This is a genomic window from Bacteroidota bacterium (assembly GCA_016718825.1).
Taxonomy (GTDB): Bacteria; Bacteroidota; Bacteroidia; order J057; family JADKCL01; genus JADKCL01.
In genome coordinates this window covers 27,796-46,371 of the sequence record JADKCL010000044.1, presented here as the reverse complement: position 1 = coordinate 46,371, position 18,576 = coordinate 27,796, and the positions used below count along the sequence as shown (strand labels likewise).

Annotated in this window: 10 protein-coding genes and 1 rRNA gene; 4 read left to right on the top strand and 7 right to left on the bottom strand. The window is 50.7% G+C overall.

Annotation, left to right across the window (positions count from 1 at the left end):
* The 6 genes from IPN95_27355 to IPN95_27330 all read right to left on the bottom strand — a co-directional run.
* On the bottom strand, positions 1-1,645 hold a 1,645-nt coding region (locus IPN95_27355), incomplete at its 3' end, for an insulinase family protein (protein ID MBK9453066.1).
* 32 nt (positions 1,646-1,677) lie between these two features.
* A complete protein-coding gene (locus IPN95_27350; GenBank protein MBK9453065.1) occupies positions 1,678-4,353 on the bottom strand; it encodes a CotH kinase family protein in 2,676 nt (891 codons plus the stop codon).
* A 168-nt stretch (positions 4,354-4,521) separates the two neighbouring features.
* On the bottom strand, positions 4,522-4,785 hold the full coding sequence (locus tag IPN95_27345; protein MBK9453064.1) for a hypothetical protein: 264 nt from the start codon (positions 4,783-4,785) through the stop codon (positions 4,522-4,524).
* A gap of 101 nt (positions 4,786-4,886) precedes the next feature.
* On the bottom strand, positions 4,887-7,436 hold the full coding sequence (locus IPN95_27340; GenBank protein ID MBK9453063.1) for a polynucleotide kinase-phosphatase: 2,550 nt from the start codon (positions 7,434-7,436) through the stop codon (positions 4,887-4,889).
* Between the two features lie 2 nt (positions 7,437-7,438).
* Positions 7,439-8,728, bottom strand: coding sequence for a hypothetical protein (locus IPN95_27335; protein ID MBK9453062.1), 1,290 nt, complete (start codon positions 8,726-8,728; stop codon positions 7,439-7,441).
* A 131-nt stretch (positions 8,729-8,859) separates the two neighbouring features.
* Positions 8,860-11,013, bottom strand: coding sequence for a sodium-translocating pyrophosphatase (locus tag IPN95_27330; protein MBK9453061.1), 2,154 nt, complete (start codon positions 11,011-11,013; stop codon positions 8,860-8,862).
* A gap of 118 nt (positions 11,014-11,131) precedes the next feature.
* Here IPN95_27330 and IPN95_27325 point away from each other — a divergent pair, with 118 nt between their 5' ends.
* Positions 11,132-11,497, top strand: a complete 366-nt coding sequence (locus IPN95_27325; GenBank protein MBK9453060.1) for a hypothetical protein — start codon at positions 11,132-11,134, stop codon at positions 11,495-11,497.
* 148 nt (positions 11,498-11,645) lie between these two features.
* On the opposite strand, the gene lptC is transcribed toward IPN95_27325, so the two are convergent.
* The gene (lptC, locus tag IPN95_27320) at positions 11,646-13,892 is read right to left on the bottom strand and encodes an LPS export ABC transporter periplasmic protein LptC (GenBank protein MBK9453059.1); all 2,247 of its coding nucleotides are present in this window, start codon (positions 13,890-13,892) and stop codon (positions 11,646-11,648) included.
* A 269-nt stretch (positions 13,893-14,161) separates the two neighbouring features.
* Here lptC and tilS point away from each other — a divergent pair, with 269 nt between their 5' ends.
* The 3 genes from tilS (at position 14,162) to IPN95_27305 (ending at position 18,550) form a co-directional block, all read left to right on the top strand.
* Complete coding sequence (gene tilS / locus IPN95_27315) at positions 14,162-15,469, top strand: tRNA lysidine(34) synthetase TilS (GenBank protein ID MBK9453058.1); 1,308 nt, start codon at positions 14,162-14,164, stop codon at positions 15,467-15,469.
* A gap of 58 nt (positions 15,470-15,527) precedes the next feature.
* Positions 15,528-16,634 (top strand): tetratricopeptide repeat protein, encoded by a 1,107-nt coding sequence (locus tag IPN95_27310; protein ID MBK9453057.1) that lies wholly within the window; start codon positions 15,528-15,530, stop codon positions 16,632-16,634.
* Between the two features lie 387 nt (positions 16,635-17,021).
* A 16S ribosomal RNA gene (locus IPN95_27305) occupies positions 17,022-18,550 on the top strand.
* The last annotated feature ends 26 nt before the right edge of the window (positions 18,551-18,576 follow it).

The window sequence follows — 18,576 nt, the reverse complement described above, 5'->3', positions numbered from 1 at the left end:
TTTGGACGTGGTGAAGTCTGGCATTCGGTCCCAAATCCAATACCTTGAAATCCTTTTCGAAATCGACAAATTGCGCCTTGGGCTGTTGTTCCGGCAAGCTGTAAAAATGGCGGGCATAGTCACTTTGGGCCTCCTTTTGGGGTTTGGGTGCAACAAATCCAGGCTTCTCAAGTTTCTCTTTTTTGGGGAATCCCATTTTGGATTCAAACATCAGATAGTTCTGACCGTAATATTTTATAGCTGCATCCACGACTTGCTGTTTGGTGACCATCCCGATTTTCTTGGGATAATCGACAAATTCCTCCCATTTGCGTCCTTGTACAAAGGCATCCGCCATCATCAAGCCCCTTCCGTTGTTGGTCTCGAGCGACCTTTCAAAGTCCAGGCGCAACTTGAGTTTTGCAGCTTGCAAGGTCGCTTCGGAGAATTCACCGTTTTTGAGCTTTTGCAATGCTGCCAATACCAATCCTTCGGCATTTTCCGTGCTTTGGCCAATGATTTTGGGTATGATAATGAGGAAGTTACCGCCATGGTCGTTGTAATCCATCGCCATCACCAAGGCCGCAAGTACCTCGTGGTCGAGTTGCAATTTGTTGAGGAATCCGGTTTCACCCTCGTTGTACAGCAAATGGCTGACGAGGTCCAAGGCAGGCTGATCGGGATGGCCATTCGGTACGGTGCGAAAACCCATGATTCCGGCCTTGACGGGAGTATAATTTCCGGAAACATATTCCCGTCCTTTGAACGGTGCCTCCGGATACTCCGGGAATTTGGGAACCTCTCCTTGTTTGAGTACCCCGAATTTTGCGCGAATCATCGGGAGGATTTTTTCTGATTCGAAGTCGCCACTCATCACCAAAGCCATGTTGTTAGCCACATAATAGGTGTTGAAGTAGTCGTACATCTTGGTAAGCGAAGGGTTTTTCAAGTGGTCGGTCAAGCCAAGAATTTCCTGCTGCCCATAAGGATGGTTCTTGAAAAATGTGCCGATGAACTTCTGGAAGACTTTGTAGGTGAATTCATCCATCGCCCGATTTTTTTCTTCGTAGACGGTTTCCAATTCGCTTTGAAAGAGGCGGAAGACTGGACTTTGGAAACGGGCTGCGTAGATATCAAGCCATTTTTCCACCTGATTGGGTGGAAACGAATTGTGGTAAACGATTTGCTCGTAGTCGGTGAAGGCATTCACACCCTCGCTGCCGATGGATTCAAGCATGCGGTCGAGTTCGTTGGGAATCGCGAATTCTGCTGCCGCAACGGCATTTTCATTGATTTGGGTTTGGATCGCCTTGCGTTGCACTTCGTCTGTTGTTTTTCCGAGCTCCTCATACAACGCATCAATTTTGTCGAGGAACGGCTTTTCCTTTTCGTAGTTGCTCGTCCCCATGGTATTCGTTCCCTTGAACAACATGTGCTCGAGGTAATGTCCCATGCCGGTTGCATCCTTCGGATCATATTTTCCGCCAGCCTTCACGACGACTGCACCAAAAATATTGGGGGCGGAATGGTCTTCGATCAAAAAGACTTCGAATCCGTTGGGCAGCGTAGTCTTTTGAACCGCTGCGGGATCGACCGTTGCAATTTGGGAAAAGGAATATCCTCCAAGAAGGAAGAACAGACAGACAAGAAAAGCTAGCTTTCGCATAGAATTGGGTTCGACAACTGTAGAGAAAAAAATTAACGCGCGAGGATCACCCGCACCGAACTGGACCAAGCAGCGCCCGTGACGCGCAACATGTAGGCGCCCGCGGGTAGGTCACGCGTGGAGAGAACATGCCTTTCGGAAAACGTCCATTCCTTTTTCAGAATCCTGCCCGTCATGTCCAGCAATTCGATGCAAGCGGATTCATTCAAGGGTTCAGGGAAAGCGATCATCAATTGATGATCAAACGGATTCGGATAGACGCGCAGGTTGGGTCCGGCATTCGAAGGCGAAACTGAAACCGCACAAGGTGTAAAATAAGGTCCGCCGGGCGAGCCTTCGGGGCAGCCTGCAAACCAGTTCGCGGGATCGCTGTAATTGCCGGCCGCGTTCAGCACTTCCAATGTATATCCTCCGCCATCTGGACTTGTGGGCCACGGGGCAAGATCCTCGAAGCGCATGGAAACCTGTTGGGTGTAATAAGCATCAAACAAGTTGATGTTGTCGCCGCCATTGCTGAGCACAAAATTGAATGGGCCCGCAATCGGATTTACCATCGGATGACGGGCATGAAAGGCTGCAGTGTCGCTGCAAACGACAAGGTACCCGCCGGCCGGGATCGTGGTTCCCGCTGGAAAAGTAAAAAGATTGTCAGGATTCTCATTTTTGAACCGCCATTCGGTCAGGGTTACCGTGGTGGTCCCTGCATTATGCAGTTCAAACCAATCGCCGGAATAGGCAGTGGGAGAGGAGTTGTAGTTGACTTCGGTGAGCTGAATGTCATTGGCGCCCGGGCTGCTGCACGTCGTCGAACTTCCAGGGAAGTTGGCGTCAAGCCAAATCATGCGGTTGGTGATCCATGTCTTGATGTAGTCAATTTCTTCGGCATAGGTATTTCCCACGAAATAATTCCAGTTCACATAGACTCCCAAGATCGGCCAACGCGCGAAGTTGCGTTCCTTGGATTCGTCGAGCACCGTGGCGACACTGTCGATCCAAGCCGTGAGCGTGTCGGTATGCAGGGGACCGTCACGCAAAAAGTCCCAACGGCAACGCAATTCGTTTTGCCAGCGGCTGTCTTGCATAAACTTTGCCCACCAAAAGGGAACTTCGGGGACGTAGCCTTGGCAGACATTTCCGAAGTTGAATTGGTAACCAGAGTTGAGATAGGCATCACAATAGTCTGCATTTCCGAAGCTCAGGTTAAAATCCCACATCGGTCCGGCGCTGAGTTTGCCGCCATAGCTGTCCCGTTGTTTGTGCAAGAAACAGCTGGACCGATAGCCATCCACCGTGCGCCCAACTTCTTGCATGATCATGAAGTCCATGAACGATTGCACGTCGATGTATTTCCGGTAGCCATTGATCGGATCGGCGTAGTTGGGTCCATTGTGGGCAACTTCGAAGTCGGAGACAAAGTCCTCGATATAATTTTTCTGTGTTTGGACCAGTTCGGTTTCCTCAGGATCGTGGAACTGGAAATAGACATTGGGGTTGATGGGGGAGGTCCAGTTGGGGCCGCCGGTTCCGGTGGTTTTGTCCACCTTGACGATATAGCCACCGGTGAGGGAGTCGCCAGCAAGATCATCCAGATCCAGTTTGGGCAGTGCAAGACGGTTTTTGTCAATTTTTACCCGCTCATGGATTTCGTAGACGCCTATATATTGTTGATTGAGAATGACTTCGCAAAACCGCGTTCCAGGTGTATAATGCCCCATCCGTCCAAAAAGATGGTAGGCCAAGGTGTTGCGCATCAAGGTTTTGTCAGGGTAGGGGGCATACAGAATCCAGTCATTTTCCTTGCCCATTCCGAGCAATGAAACATTGTCATTGTTGCCCAAGCTGTCTTGTGTTTCAAATCCGTAGCTTTTTTTAGGGTATTGCTGCGAAGTCGATCCCCGAATTTCAATGGCGATGTTCCCCTCGTAATCGTTGAATGGATCGCTCAGATTGTTACGGGCGCCGCCGGGATTGGAGATGATTCCCATTCGGGCGACGATTTTGAGGGAGTCGTTGATCGAACCACCACGGGAATCGATCACGACCAAGGGCAAGTTGGAGGATGAAATCGGCGGCACAAACCAAACGGGGTTCGGGCCAAAGTAGGTGTTTGCGTTTCTGATTCCAAAATGCAACCACGTCAAGGAGGAAAGATCTGGCGAATTGACCGTCGCATTGTGGACGGTGATCGCAAGGACGTTGGTTCCGACCACCATTGCGCTGCGCAACTTGGCCCGGTCGATGATAAATTGTTCGGCATCGCCGCCTTGGTACATCAAGGCTTCGTGTTGGCCGTTGGCATATTGGTTATAAGGCGGCCGGTCGCCGGTCACAGCACCAAGATTGGATCGGGCGATTTCCACGTTATTCAGGTAGGCAATGAACCCGTCGTCGTAGTCGATGCTGAGCAAACCCTGCATCAAAACCGAGGTATCGGTGATCGTAAATGCCTTTCGAAGATAGACCGAAGGTAACAGTGGAATGGTCGTATTGTCATCGCCATCTCCAAATCCTACCCCTCCGGTACCGGAAGCCCAAGCAGCATCATTGAAGCCAACCGTGGGCCAGGCAACAGGCGGTTCGGAATTGCCGGGAAAGTATTTCCACGTCGTATTGTAATTGACAGCCGTTTCCCAGTGATTGATTTGTGACCAAAGACTGTTGAAGCCCAAAAGCAAAAAGTAAAGGAGAATCCATCGAACGAATTTCATGCGCCATCGATTAAGTCCAAGGAAAGATAGGAAAACCGATGTCAGTGTCCAACGACACAATGATTTTTGCCACACAACCAATAAAAAACCCCGGAGTCCGGGGTTCTTAAAGGGCTGATCATGTCAGCCTTTCTTCGTTAAAACAAAGTTTGGGGATTCGTTGGCGAATCAATAACGTTGCCCGACCGAGTTGAAGCCGGCATCCAGTACGTTGATTCCCCATGCCGCCACGGTGATGATGAACGAAATGAGCCAACCGAAGGGGAGCAATCCGGGAACCATCATCAAATAGCCCCAAACGAAGGACAATCCCAAGAAAACCAGCCCCTTTGCATATTGGCGTTTGATCAACTGACCAACACCGGGGAAAAATGCGGAAACGACTGCAGGGATTGCGTAGAAGCCGTTTTTAGATTTTGTCAAAATGCCCATTGAAATTGGTGATGAGTGAATTTTGAAGATTTTTACGGAGAATCGGAGCTTATGTTTTGGCTCAATCCGGAATTGAGCCTATCCGCCCTCTGCCGATTCCATCAAAGCCGGATGTCAATGCCCATGATTTCCAAACCCAACCTTGCAAAAATGCATTGGTAGACCTGCTCCCAGGATTGCCTTTCCACAAAACGTGAAATGGCTTCCACCCCGAGGGAATATTGCCGAACCGCGGTTTCGCGTTGTAGGCGAAGGTTGCGGTCTCTCCAAACGACCAAACTTTCCGGGACATCGTAGGCGGGCCCGTAAATTAACCGCAAGTATTCGCGCGTGCGTACTTTGATCATCGGCTGCATCAATTCCGTTCCCTTTTCGTTGACCAAGGTGGATGGCTCCACGGCAATCCCCGTTACCGACTGTCCACTCAAGGATTCCCACCATGCAGTCACTTCCCTCAAATCGGCTTCACTGTCAAGTTCGATCCATCGACGCTCGACTGCGACCATCCAGTTGGGGGCCGCAGAAGCCACGATTCGAAGGAGTTCCTGCATGACCAATGCTGGTTTTTCGAGGTGGACTTGGCCCTCGGTGGCGACGAGGCGGGTGAGGTGCAATGTCAATTTTCCCGATCGCGGTTCCTCTACTTTGGTCCTGACCGAATCAAATGCCTCCACAGCGGCTTGCTGATTTTGTAGCCAACTCGCAGTTTCGGAAAGTTCGACACCGCGCGCTTGCGCACGCGTGACAGCGTCGAGGGCTATCGGCAAGGCCTTGTTTGCGGTTTCACTTACTGGTCCATAGACCAACTGCGCAAAATCAGGCGCAAAATCAGACAACGGACTCGCAATGGCCTCCAAACAAATCCAATCCGTTTTCAACTGATCCCATACCTCCATCAATTCCAAACCCTTCGCCAACTTTTGAAGCAGTTGTCGCTCAGCTTCCAAATTGCTGAAGTACGGACGTCCGGTGCGGGTATGGATACTCCCAAGGCCGTCGTTTTCCACCATGAAGCGCTTTTTTGCAGCGGCTTCGTTGCGGCAAAGTACAACGACAACCGGCGTTCCGACCGGAATCGCCCAAGTGGCAAGTTGCACGAGATTTTTCTTGCGGTAATAGTCAAACGCTTGCGCAGGATGCTCCAAGGTCCCTGGCAATTGTGAACTCGTCGGGGCGGAAACCGGGGCGGGCAGGTAAATCAGCCACTCCCTGCGCACGACTTCCAAGGCAATCATTTGCAAAACCGTCGCTACCTGCTGGGGTTGCAGTGTCAAATGATAGCCGTGGCGGGTACTCACCAAAGCGCGGGGACCAACGAGATCCATCGAAATCGAAGGATCGATTTTTTGAACCGCGGTAAATTGGTTGTTCCAGTGCAAGGGACGCAGTGGCTGGGAATGCATTTCCTTTGGTTTTACCGACACGATTTCGCGCGTGGGGTATCGAAGTGCCGTCAGCATCCCACCAAAAACGCAGCCTGTATCGATGTTGACCGTGTTTTTTTGCCAAATGGGCTCTGGAATGGGGGTGTGTCCATACACGACCAAAGCCTTGCCTTCGTATTCACCCGCCCAGTTGTGCCGCACAGGCAGCCCGAATTCGTCGGTTTCTCCTGTCGTTTCGCCGTAGAGGCAAAAGGCGTGCACTTCTCCTGAACTGCGGCCGTGCATACTCTCCTTGAGCCCCGCGTGTGCGACCACCAATGCGCCACCGTCCAATTCGATATGGCTGCTGAGTCCACCGATAAATTGCTTGATTTCCTCCAAAAATCGAGGATCCGCGCCCTCCAACTGCGCCATCGTCTTTTCCAACCCATGCCGGAGTTGGACTTTGTTGCCATTGAGCATCCGTAACAATTTATCGTCGTGGTTGCCAGGGACACAAAAGGCGAGTCCTGCATTTACCAGGTCCATCACGAGCCGCAATACGCGAGGTGAGTCGGGACCGCGGTCACACAGATCACCGACAAAAACAATTCGTCGATTTTTTGGGGCTGTCACCTTGAAATTTGGACCTTCCTCCAGACGCGAAGCAACAGATGATACGGCGTATCCGAGTTCTTCGAGCAGCAGAACCAACTCGTCAAAGCATCCGTGGACATCCCCGATGATGTCAAATTCACCCGTTTGGTCACGAAAATCACTGCGCATGCGCGTGCGCCGCACTGAAGTTTCATCCGATTCCGTGACGGTATATTGGGATTTAAAACCTTCTTCTTCAAGGTCTTTGGCAATGCGATCCATCCGTCCAAATTGATTTTTGACCAATTGACTTCCGGGATCGCCATCTGAGCGCTGCGCATTCCGATCCAGGCAAACCTGCGCCGATACCCTGAAAATGATCGAAACTGCCTTTGCATGGTACTTCCTGCTCAAGCGCCGGAGCTCCTTGCGACTTTCTTGCGAAAGCAATTCCGCATCGATCACGCATGTTTTTTTGTATTTCAGGCGGAGTTCAATCGTCTGATGCATCAGTTTGATCACTTCGTCATGCAGCACAGGGTCTTGACCATCGTCTGCCAGCATCAACTGAAACTGCTGCTGCGAGATAATTTGATTGGTAGGAAAATGATTGGCTGCAAAATGGGACTTGCCAGAACCTGAAGGGCCCACCAACAAAACCAAAGCAAAGTCGGGAATCTTGATTTCCATGATTATTTGGTGCTGCGTGCAGTGAAAATTGCGAGAGCCATCGGAACAGCTTTAGGGGCATCGGTCACTTTCGGAATTTTGAATTCGACATCGAATGGATATTCCTTGACAATTTCTGCCGCCCAATTTTTGAGCTCCTTGCCCATTGGTTCCACGACAATCACCCACTTGGGTGCGCCATGATGAAAAACGGTTGAAGCAACTGCGGCAAGCTGATGGGAGGGAAGCTTCCCTAACAGGCCTTCGATCACGTGAACATCAAATCCAGACTCCAACTCTCCGTGAAAGATCGGAGCACCCACGAGCAATTGCACCTTACGCTTCGATTCCGCAGAAAGTGCAAGGCCATTAAGTTCTTGTACGATGACCTGTAAATGCTCTGGAACAATATCGACCAGCGACACCTTATATATGTGTGCATTTTGGGAAAGCCCGGCTGCCAATTGACCGCTTTCAGGAAAAAGGTGCAAAACGGAGGTGCTTGATTGCAGAGGGATCAGGTCCCTGATTTCCTGATGGACTTGTTGGGCCTCCATCGGATTGCGATAGAATGCTTTTTTCGTCGGGAAAGAAAACGTCTCGTTTTCCTCGACCAAGTTTTGGCGGGCATTTCTCCCGGCCGTGTAGGGAACACCAAGCAAGGCCGATTTGATCGCAGCATGTGCCGAATGGTTTTCTAGCCAAGGTGCCGCAGCATTAAAAATGGAGACGGTTGCGTCTTTTCCAATCCAATGCACATGATCTTGGTCCATGGCACACAGCAGCGTTTGAAGGTGCCCGATGACGGCAGGCATGGACAAACCTGTCGTTAATTCTAGGTCTATGAATTGAGCTCGTTGCCCATCCTGCAACGTTGGGTGCGTTTCGCTGATAGAAACTTCATAACCCAATTCGGAAAACCAACCCTCCACGACCGAAGGTCCCAAATTGCAGGTCACCGTATTCATTCGAATGCGAATGGGGGCAGAATCTGGGTGCGCAACGACGTTTTCCAGCGCCGGGAATCCTTTTTGAAGGGCAACGGCCATCAGGGATGACGTCGCATAAGCCCTCTCATGGACATACGCGCGCAACGGATGCCCGCTTCCGAGATAGGGCGCGTCTTTGGGCAAGCGCTCAGGACTCACTTTGAGCAAGAGACTGCACTCGGTAAAATCAGATTCGAAGACAGGAAAAAAGGCCAACAATTCACCAAAGGGTAAATCAAAACGGGTGACAGTGTTGGGATCAAGGTCGAATGCCCGTGAGAGGGACTTGGCATCAACGCCCCGTTGTGAGAATGAAATCAACATGAGGCAAATTAACAAGTATGCGTTGGAAATGAAACTTGGGATGTTGTTTCATGCTGAATTGGTACGCCAAAAATGCAAAATGGGAAACAACCCGAAGGCCATTTCCCATTTTGAACATGGTCCTATTCGGCTTATGCAGCCAAATAAGGAGCAATCACGAGCGAAACGATGCACATCAACTTGATGAGAATGTTCATCGAAGGGCCGGAAGTATCTTTGAATGGATCACCCACTGTATCGCCGGTGACGGCGGCTTTGTGAGGATCGGAACCTTTGTAATAGGTTTTGCCGTTGATGTCGACACCTTTTTCAAAGGATTTTTTCGCGTTGTCCCAAGCACCACCTGCATTGGACTGGAAGATGGCCATAAGCACACCTGCGACCGTCACACCTGCGAGCACGCCACCGAGCACCTGTGCGCCCATGGTGAAGCCGACCAATACGGGAACGATCAAGGCCATTGCACCGGGAAGAATCATCTCGCGGATGGCAGCTTTCGTTGAAATCTGCACACAACGGTCATAGTCAGGTTTCGCATTTGGGTCACCGGCCAAGAGGCCTGGAATCTCGCGGAACTGACGGCGAACTTCCTCGACCATTTGCATGGCGGCTTTGCCGACAGCGCCCATGGCGAGCGAGGAGAACACAAATGGAATCATACCGCCGACAAAAAGGCCGCCCATCACTCGCGCATCGCTGATGTCGATGACGTTGATGCCCGTGATACTTTTGAATGCGGCAAACAATGCAACAGACGTCATGGCTGCAGAAGCAATCGCAAATCCTTTGCCGATGGCCGCAGTCGTGTTGCCGACGGCGTCAAGCACGTCCGTGTTGGCACGTACCTCCTTGGGAAGGCCGCTCATTTCTGCTACGCCACCTGCGTTGTCCGCAATCGGGCCAAAGGCGTCAATTGCCAATTGGATACCCGTTGTTGCCATCATTCCCGAAGCTGCCATGGCGATACCGTAAAGTCCAGCCACTTCGTAGCTTCCGATAATACCAGCGGCCAAAATCAAGATTGGCAGCGCGGTAGACATCATACCTTCGCCCAAGCCGGCGATAATGTTGGTCGCTGCACCGGTCGAAGACTGACGCACGATCGACATCACAGGCTTTTTGCCCATGGCAGTGTAGTATTCCGTGACGATCGAAATCAGGGTTCCAACAGCAAGTCCGATGACGGTTGCACCAAAGACGTGCATCGAAGTGAACTTAAATTCCTTGAAGAATGCAGTTCCAAGGGCACCGGTGGTCTCCGTAAGATCAGCAGGCAACATGTACTTGATGATGAAAAAGGAGGCGACGGCAGTCATGATCACCGAACCGAAGTTGCCGATATTCAATGCAGTTTGCGGATTGCCACCTTCTTTGACTTTCACCAAAAATGTACCGATGATCGAGAAGATGATACCGGCTGCAGCAATGATCATTGGCAGCACCACGGCAGAAATACCGCCGAAGCTGTCATTGGATCCGACCACGGCCACACCCAAAACCATCGAACCAACCACAGTGGAGACATAGGAGCCAAACAAGTCAGCACCCATACCCGCCACGTCACCCACGTTGTCACCGACGTTGTCGGCGATCACAGCTGGGTTGCGGGGGTCGTCTTCCGGGATGCCAGCCTCGACTTTGCCGACCAAGTCAGCGCCGACGTCAGCAGCCTTGGTATAAATACCACCGCCAACACGGGCAAAAAGTGCGATACTCTCAGCACCCAGCGAAAAGCCGGTCAACACACCAAGCACCTTGAAGATGCCGTGTTTGTCCACGCCGCCGAGTTCGCCGGCATACATATATGTGAGCAGGATGTACAAGCCGGAAAGGCCGAGCATGGCCAAGGCGACCACGCCGATTCCCATCACAGCACCTCCTGCAAAGGAGATGTCGAGTGCTTTGGAAAGGCTAGTGCGCGCTGCTTGTGCGGTGCGAACGTTGGCTTTGGTGGCGATGCGCATGCCCAAAAAGCCTGCAAGGGCTGAGAGGGTGGCACCCATGACAAACGAAAGCACGATCAAGGGATCGTTGACAGCATGCGGATTGTCGGAGGTTCCGGCGACGGAAGCCACACCCAATAGCACGGAAGCCAGAACCACATAGATGGCGAGCACCTTGTATTCAGCTTTCAAAAAGGCCATCGCACCCTGGGCGATGTAGCCAGCGATCTCTTTCATGCGGGCATCACCTTGGTCTTGTTTAGTGACCCATATTGCCCGGATGTAGATGAAGAGCAGGCCGAATAGGGCCACTCCTGGTACTGCAAAAATCAAACTATTCACGTCGTTTTTGTTTCGTGATCCAATAAAAAGCGGCCACAATATTAGCTGAAATTCATTAATCGGCCAAAAGGGAATTTACATTTGAAAATGTGCCTTTTGAGTTCCTCAGGGCTGATTTGTGAAGTTTTTTCTAATTTTTGGTGCGACTGGGAAATACAAAAGCCGAGCAAGCTCGGCTTTTGTGGGATCGATGGGATCCGATTATTTCGTTTCTGCAGCAGCAGCTTTGCTAGCGCAGCACTTTTTCTCAGCGCCTTGGCAGCTTTTGCCAGTGGCGTTGCTACCTGCATTTGTGCTTGTGCTCGTTGCAGCACCTGAAGATGCAGCGGTCTTAGAAGCGCAGCAACCTGTTGTAGTTGTGGTGCACTCTTTTTTCTTCTTTTTGCCACCGCCATCGTTCATAGCAGAAGCGGTCAATGCGCTGCCAGCGAAAAGGGCAACAGCAAGTGTCAGTGTAAATGCGATTTTCTTATACATTTCTTGAAGCGTTTATGTCCTGTGAAAGATAAAGACAAGCAATATAGGCAAATTCCGAGCCAAAATTCAAGGGCTTGGGCTTAAAAAAAGTGTTAAAAATCTAGAAGGATCATTGATTTCCATGGGCCTCGACGATTGCTGAAGGATAGTACCACTCAGGCAAACATGCTTTTTTTTGCCTCAGAGCCTGATTCTGAAGGTTTTGATCGTCTTTTTTGGCGTTTGACCTTGCGCAAATGTTTTTTCGCATCGCGTTCCGCCTTTTTGAGAATTTTATTCTTGTAGCGATCAAGTTTTTTCTGCTCCCGCGCCGCGGCTGCTTCTTTGGACGTGCTCGCCTTGATCTTTTGTTTCGCGGCTTTCACATCTTCCTTCAATTTGGAAATGCGCTCCTTGGCCGTGCGTTTTGGCTTTTCGGAAGGTTCCGTTGGTGTTTTGTCCCCTTCTCCCTCTGAAATCGTCCGTTTTGAGGATTCCTTTCGTTGCTTCGACGTCTTCTGTTGGATCAAACGTCCCTTGCTGTCACGCGCCTGACTTGCCATTTCCCAAGTTTGGTGTTCACCAGGCGCATAGACGATTTCCGGCTGTTCAACCAATTTGATGGAATCTTTTGGATTGAAGGTGGGATCGTTTGCTGCCAAGCTGTCAGGATTGCCAACTTGCAAACTGTCCTCTCCCATTTTGGGCAGGCTGTCGGGGCCGTCAATCCTCAAGGTATCGAGGGAATCAATGCCTCCGGTTCCTTCGGGTTCAGTGCCCATTGATTCGAGTATTTTCAGGAATTTCCCAAGAATGCTGTCTTGCCTCAAGTCGTAAATCGCAAACTCGACGTCTTCCAAGGTCATCATCAACGAATCGAGACGCAGCCTGATGGTATCGACACGCCCTTCGGATTTCGCGATATGCTCAAGCACCCATTCGGGATAAATCGGCCTATCCTTTTCACGCCATTCGAAGCCATCCAAGAGATTTTCCTTGTAGAGCACCATGTGCATCGGAAAAAATTCGCCCTCAGGATTCTCCCGAAACAGGATTTTACTCGGTTTATTGTCCTTGAAATCCACGGTCATGTCCGTACAACGGGCCTTGTTCATGCCGATGTATTGCTCTTTTTCGTCCTTGGTGTAGTAGATGCTTTCGCTATTCCCGAAAATCCACATGGTTTGGAGTTTCTTGAGGTTGAATTTGGCATGTAGCTCCTTCCCCTTGATTTGGTCATAGCCAACCGTGTCTTCTTGCGTGATGATAAACGGCGAACTCGGTATGCTCATGCTGTCAATCCCACCGCCTTTTAACTGTATGATAATGGTGTCACCCGTGATCTGACTCGCATCAGACCACAACGCCGGCCGTTTGTAAAAGAACATGAGCGAATCATCATACCAATAAACGAGGGAATCGCAGACGCCCTGAAGTTCGTTCATGAAGAAATAGGCGTCATTGTAGGCCTCAAAGTACCGTTTGTCGGTGACCGTGTCCTTGTAGGAGGTCAGGGTATCCGCAAATAGATAGAGGGTGTCATCGTCCATCCGCTGAATCGCGAAAGCACTATCTGTTACAAAGGAGGCTTCAGTCTTGGATTGGAACTCGGCATATTTCCCGAAAATCGTCATCGATGTGTCCTTCTGGACCACCTTGACATGTCCCATCGCCTTGCCGAGATCCTTGAGTTGGTCGTATTGAATGGTATCCCCAAAGAGGGTGTAGCTCGTATCGCCGATGGATGCATTTTGGGTCAGGAGCACGAAGTCGTTTTCGGTATCGTAGTACCCGTCTTCAGTGTACATGTCGTTGACGGAATCCTTGACAACGGTCGGTGCCATGAAGAAAGCGACCTTTGTTTCAGTATTGTAACCAAGTGTATCTGTGGTCAAGACAAAGTCAGGATTCACCAAAACGACCTCATCCTTGAAATAGGCCATGTCGTCCTTGGGATAGTAATAGCCTTTGTTGCTCGTAAGCGTATTGCTGTCGTTGACGATAACCCCGCCTTGAAGGTATTCCGCGTAGTCTTCTATTCTATAATATGTGAGCCTTGGCGTTGTCAAGGTAATATCCTTGTCGCGCAAGACCACATGGTCCCAAAAGTCGATGATTTTGGTATTCCCATTGAATGTGAGTCTGTCTGATTTGATGGTGCGACGCATCGAATCCGGCATATGGGTATTCATGACAATCCGCACGTTGCTGAATGCCTCGACGTAGTTGCTGTCAATGAATTGGTAGGCGCTGTCGCAATATAACGTAGTGCTATCTTGGCTCAGGCAGACGTTTCCGAGCAGCTTGCGGATCCGGATGCTGTCCTTGCCAAACGTTGCAAAATGGAAAACATCCGTGGAGTCAATGTTGATGCGATTGCCGCCATCTTGCGGGGGCGGGGCTGTCACCTGTCCTTGGACCACACTGGTCAATAGGAATGCTGCGACAAAAATGCCGAGCCGCGTGAAAACCTGGTATAACTCCCTGCAATGCATTCAACCAAAGGCCGCGAAATTACTACAAAAGCGCATGGCGCGCCAAGTCTATTCTTGAAATTGCCCAACAATGCAGCCTTTCCTTGAATTTTATTCGGCTCTTGGAATGCGGCATCTTCCTATTTTTGCAGGAAACGAGAGCAATTAAGGTGCCAGAGCTATCATCCAGGGTAAAAGAATTCATTCTTCAAAATGGCATGCCTTCGCCAGAAAGCCGTGTTTTGGTCGCTGTCAGCGGCGGTGCCGACTCGGTGGCCCTGTTAAGGATTCTTGTGGAGCTTGGTTATTCAGTAGAAATAGCCCACTGCAACTTTGGTTTGAGAGATGCCGCATCCGACGGGGATGAGGTTTTTGTCAAGGAATTGGCGGCAGATTTGGGCGTTGAGTGCTTTGTCCGGCGATTTTCGGGAGCTGACTTTGAAAACGGTCGGGGAGAAGGGGTTCAACAAGTGGCAAGGCGGCTCCGTTATGCGTTTTTTGAGGAGTTGATGCAAGAACACGCAATTCCGTACTGCGCGATCGCCCACCATGCCGACGATCAGACCGAAACATTGATTCAGTCCTTTTTCCGGGGCAATGGTCCGGTGATCCTGCGCGGAATGCCGTCGCAGCGCGGACCCTATTTCAGGCCATTGCTTTGCCTGCAAAAGTCAGAAATCATCGCATGGCTTACCCAAAAAGCCCAACCTTGGCGCCATGACCGCTCCAATGACAAAGACGATTACGAACGAAACTTGGTTCGCAATCAATTGATTCCCGTCTTGACCCAACTGAATCCCAGCTTTCGCGCTCGGTTCCAACTTCAAGCCGAGCGGTATTCCGCGCAGTGGCATTTGCTGCATGATGTCTTTTCCTCCCTATCCGATAAGGTTGTCATCGAGGAGGCAGACGTACAAATCGTTTCGAAGGAAGCATTTGCCAGGCAGCTCGAATTGCGGCATTTTCCGGTGTTTTTGGATTGGTGGCTTCTTCAGCAAGGTTGCTCCGGAACAGAGATTTCCGAAATCCATCGCCTAAGTCAAGGTGAAATTGGCTCCACATATAAAGGTGTAGCATTCGAAGTGTTAAATGACCGGGACAGGTTATGTTTTCGAAAGGCCCTGACATCAAAAGTTCGCACAGAAATCCAGATTTCGAGAACAGACTGTGAAGGCAGCGAGCTTAAAATCGGACCTGCGACGCTGATCCTCTCTATCGAACCCTTTCCGGTTGAACATTCCAATAATTCGGAAACGCATTGGTTGGCTTTGGAGAACCTTGTTTTTCCACTGACACTTCGACTATGGCGAGAAGGAGACAGGATGCAGCCACTTGGAATGCCAGGCAGCAAACGCATCAGTGATATCTTGATTGATCAGAAGCGTAGCCGCTTTGAAAAGGAAGATGCTTGGGTGCTTGAAGACGGGAACGGCATTGTATTATTGGGTGGGTACCGTATCGCCCAACGGGCGGCGGCGACTTCAAACGCCCCATGCCTCAGGGTGCAAGTCCAACAATCTATGTAATCAACCGCCTTGCTTAACCTTGTCTGGACAAATTGGAATGTGTATTATCGGCCCTGAAATGAGAATGATGAAACAATTGTGGATGTTTTTTGCGTCGGGCGTCCTGCTGATGCTCACCCTCGTCGCCTGCGATGGAAAGGAAGGGGAGGGGACTTCGGCGAATGTGACCCTCGATACGACCGCTGTCGATACCACTTCCCCCGAGGGCAAAATCAAGATTCTGACTGAAAGACTGAAGTTTGGTCCGGAGAATTGGAGGCTTTGGATGGAACGGTCGCAGTCCTTGTACGAGCTCGGAAACATTCCGCGTGCCCTCTCCGACATTGAAAAAGCCATTGAATTCAGTGCCACCGAGCCGGAGACCTATTACCTGCGTGGCTTTTATCGTTATGCGCAGAAGCAAGACAGTGCGGCCATGCGGGATTTCAAGCGGGCAGCTGACCTGGATTCCAAGAATCCTGAAAATTATCACCTGATCGGAAACTTGAACCTCCTTCAAGGGAAATACAAGGAGGCCGAGGAAGCGTATGACTACGCCATCAGGCTCGACTCGATGCAACCGACCTATTACTTTGCCAAGGGAGTGCTCCGGCAACAGCAAAAGAAGGTCGACGATGCCATCAAGTGGCACGACAAGGCCTTGCAGCGGGATCCGACGTTTATCAAGGCCTTGCTTGCCCTGCACGACATATTTCTCAAGGACAAGAAGAATGCGGACCAAGCCTATGCCTTTAATGAGCGCGTGATGTTGGTGGATTCCACACAGCCATTGGCGCATTTTAATCAGGGGAACTTCTTCATCGTACGTGCCAACCTTGTCACCGACCCCAAAAAGATGGCCGATTTTCAGGTTCTCATGAAGATCGCACTGTCCGAATACAACCTTTGTCTGAAGTATGACCCCAAATTTGTCCCAGCCTTATACAGTCGTGGCTATACTTTTTTCTCACTGGAGAAATATGGACAAGCACTTTCCGACTTCAACAAGGTCACAGAATTGGATCCTTTTCACCGTGATGGATTTTATATGAAGGCTACAATCCAAGAATTTCAAGGCGATTTGAGCAGTGCATTGGAAAACTACCGCCGCGCTTTGGAAATTGATCCAAAATTTTCTGACGCTGCTGTTGCTGTCAAAGAGCTGACTGCCAAGCTTGAGAAGTAAGCCTTGAAAAAAAGGTGAAAAAAACTTCAATTATTTTTGATTGAATGTTTGCCTTTACAAAAACACCTCCTACATTTGCATCCGCATTCAGCAACAGAGCAGGTGCAACGGCAGGTTCGAAAAAAAAACTGCTAATCTTTGAAAAAAAATATTGCAAAATCGAAAAACACTCGTACCTTTGCAATCCCTTTACGAAAGTAAGGTACTCGACAGGGTTGGATGACCCGAAACGAGTCTAAAAAATGGTTCTTTGACTAGACGAGACAAGAGATCGACATTAAGCACGGGCGCCCAAAATGGCAACGTCCACTTCTATGATCGGGACTGACAGCAGCGATGTTTGTTGGCGAAGGTGGTAGGAGTTGGAAGCTAAAAACAAAAATTATTACAATGGAGAGTTTGATCCTGGCTCAGGATGAACGCTAGCGGCAGGCCTAATACATGCAAGTCGAACGGTAAGGCCCTTTCGGGGGTACACGAGTGGCGGACGGGTGCGTAACGCGTATGCAACATACCTTCAAGCGGGGGATATGCCAGGGAAACTTGGTGCAACACCCCATAGCATTTCGGGACCGCATGGTCTTGGGATTAAATATTTATAGCTTGGAGATTGGCATGCGTGACATTAGCTAGTTGGCGGGGTAACGGCCCACCAAGGCGACGATGTCTAGCTGGTCTGAGAGGATGATCAGCCACACTGGGACTGAGACACGGCCCAGACTCCTACGGGAGGCAGCAGTAGGGAATATTGGACAATGGGGGGAACCCTGATCCAGCCATGCCGCGTGAGGGAAGAAGGTCCTCTGGATTGTAAACCTCTTTTGGCGGGGGACAAACCTGCACTATACGTGCAGCTGAGGGTACCCGCAGAATAAGCACCGGCTAACTCCGTGCCAGCAGCCGCGGTAATACGTAGGGTGCAAGCGTTGTCCGGATTTATTGGGTTTAAAGGGTGCGTAGGCGGTCTATTAAGTCAGCGGTGAAATCCTCCTGGCTCAACTGGAGAACTGCCGTTGATACTGCTTGACTTGAGTTCGTCCGAGGTCGCTGGAATGCGTGGTGTAGCGGTGAAATGCATAGATATCACGCAGAACACCGATTGCGAAGGCAGGTGACTGGGACGCGACTGACGCTGAGGCACGAAAGTGTGGGGAGCAAACAGGATTAGATACCCTGGTAGTCCACACCGTAAACGATGGATACTAGGTGTCCGGCCTTTCGGGGCTGGGTGCCCAAGGGAAACCGATAAGTATCCCACCTGGGGAGTACGTCCGCAAGGATGAAACTCAAAGGAATTGACGGGGGCCCGCACAAGCGGTGGAGCATGTGGTTTAATTCGATGATACGCGAGGAACCTTACCTGGGCTAGAATGCCCCTGACAGGCCGTGAAAGCGGTTTTTCCTTCGGGACAGGGTGCAAGGTGCTGCATGGTTGTCGTCAGCTCGTGCCGTGAGGTGTTGGGTTAAGTCCCGCAACGAGCGCAACCCCTATCATTAGTTACCATCGGGTCATGCCGGGGACTCTAATGAGACTGCCTGCGCAAGCAGAGAGGAAGGTGGGGATGACGTCAAATCATCATGGCCCTTACGCCCAGGGCTACACACGTGCTACAATGGACGGTACAATGGGTCGCAACACTGCGAAGTGAAGCAAATCTCAAAAAGCCGTTCTCAGTTCGGATCGGAGTCTGCAACTCGACTCCGTGAAGCCGGAATCGCTAGTAATCGCGCATCAGCATGGCGCGGTGAATACGTTCCGGGCCTTGTACACACCGCCCGTCAAGCCATGGAAGCTGAGGGTACCCGAAGCCGCTGTGCTAACCGCAAGGAAGCAGGCGTCTAGGGTAAAACTGGTGACTGGGGCTAAGTCGTAACAAGGTAGCCGTACCGGAAGGTGCGGCTGGATCACCTCCTTTCTGGAGCTCACGGACGATTGTCCGGG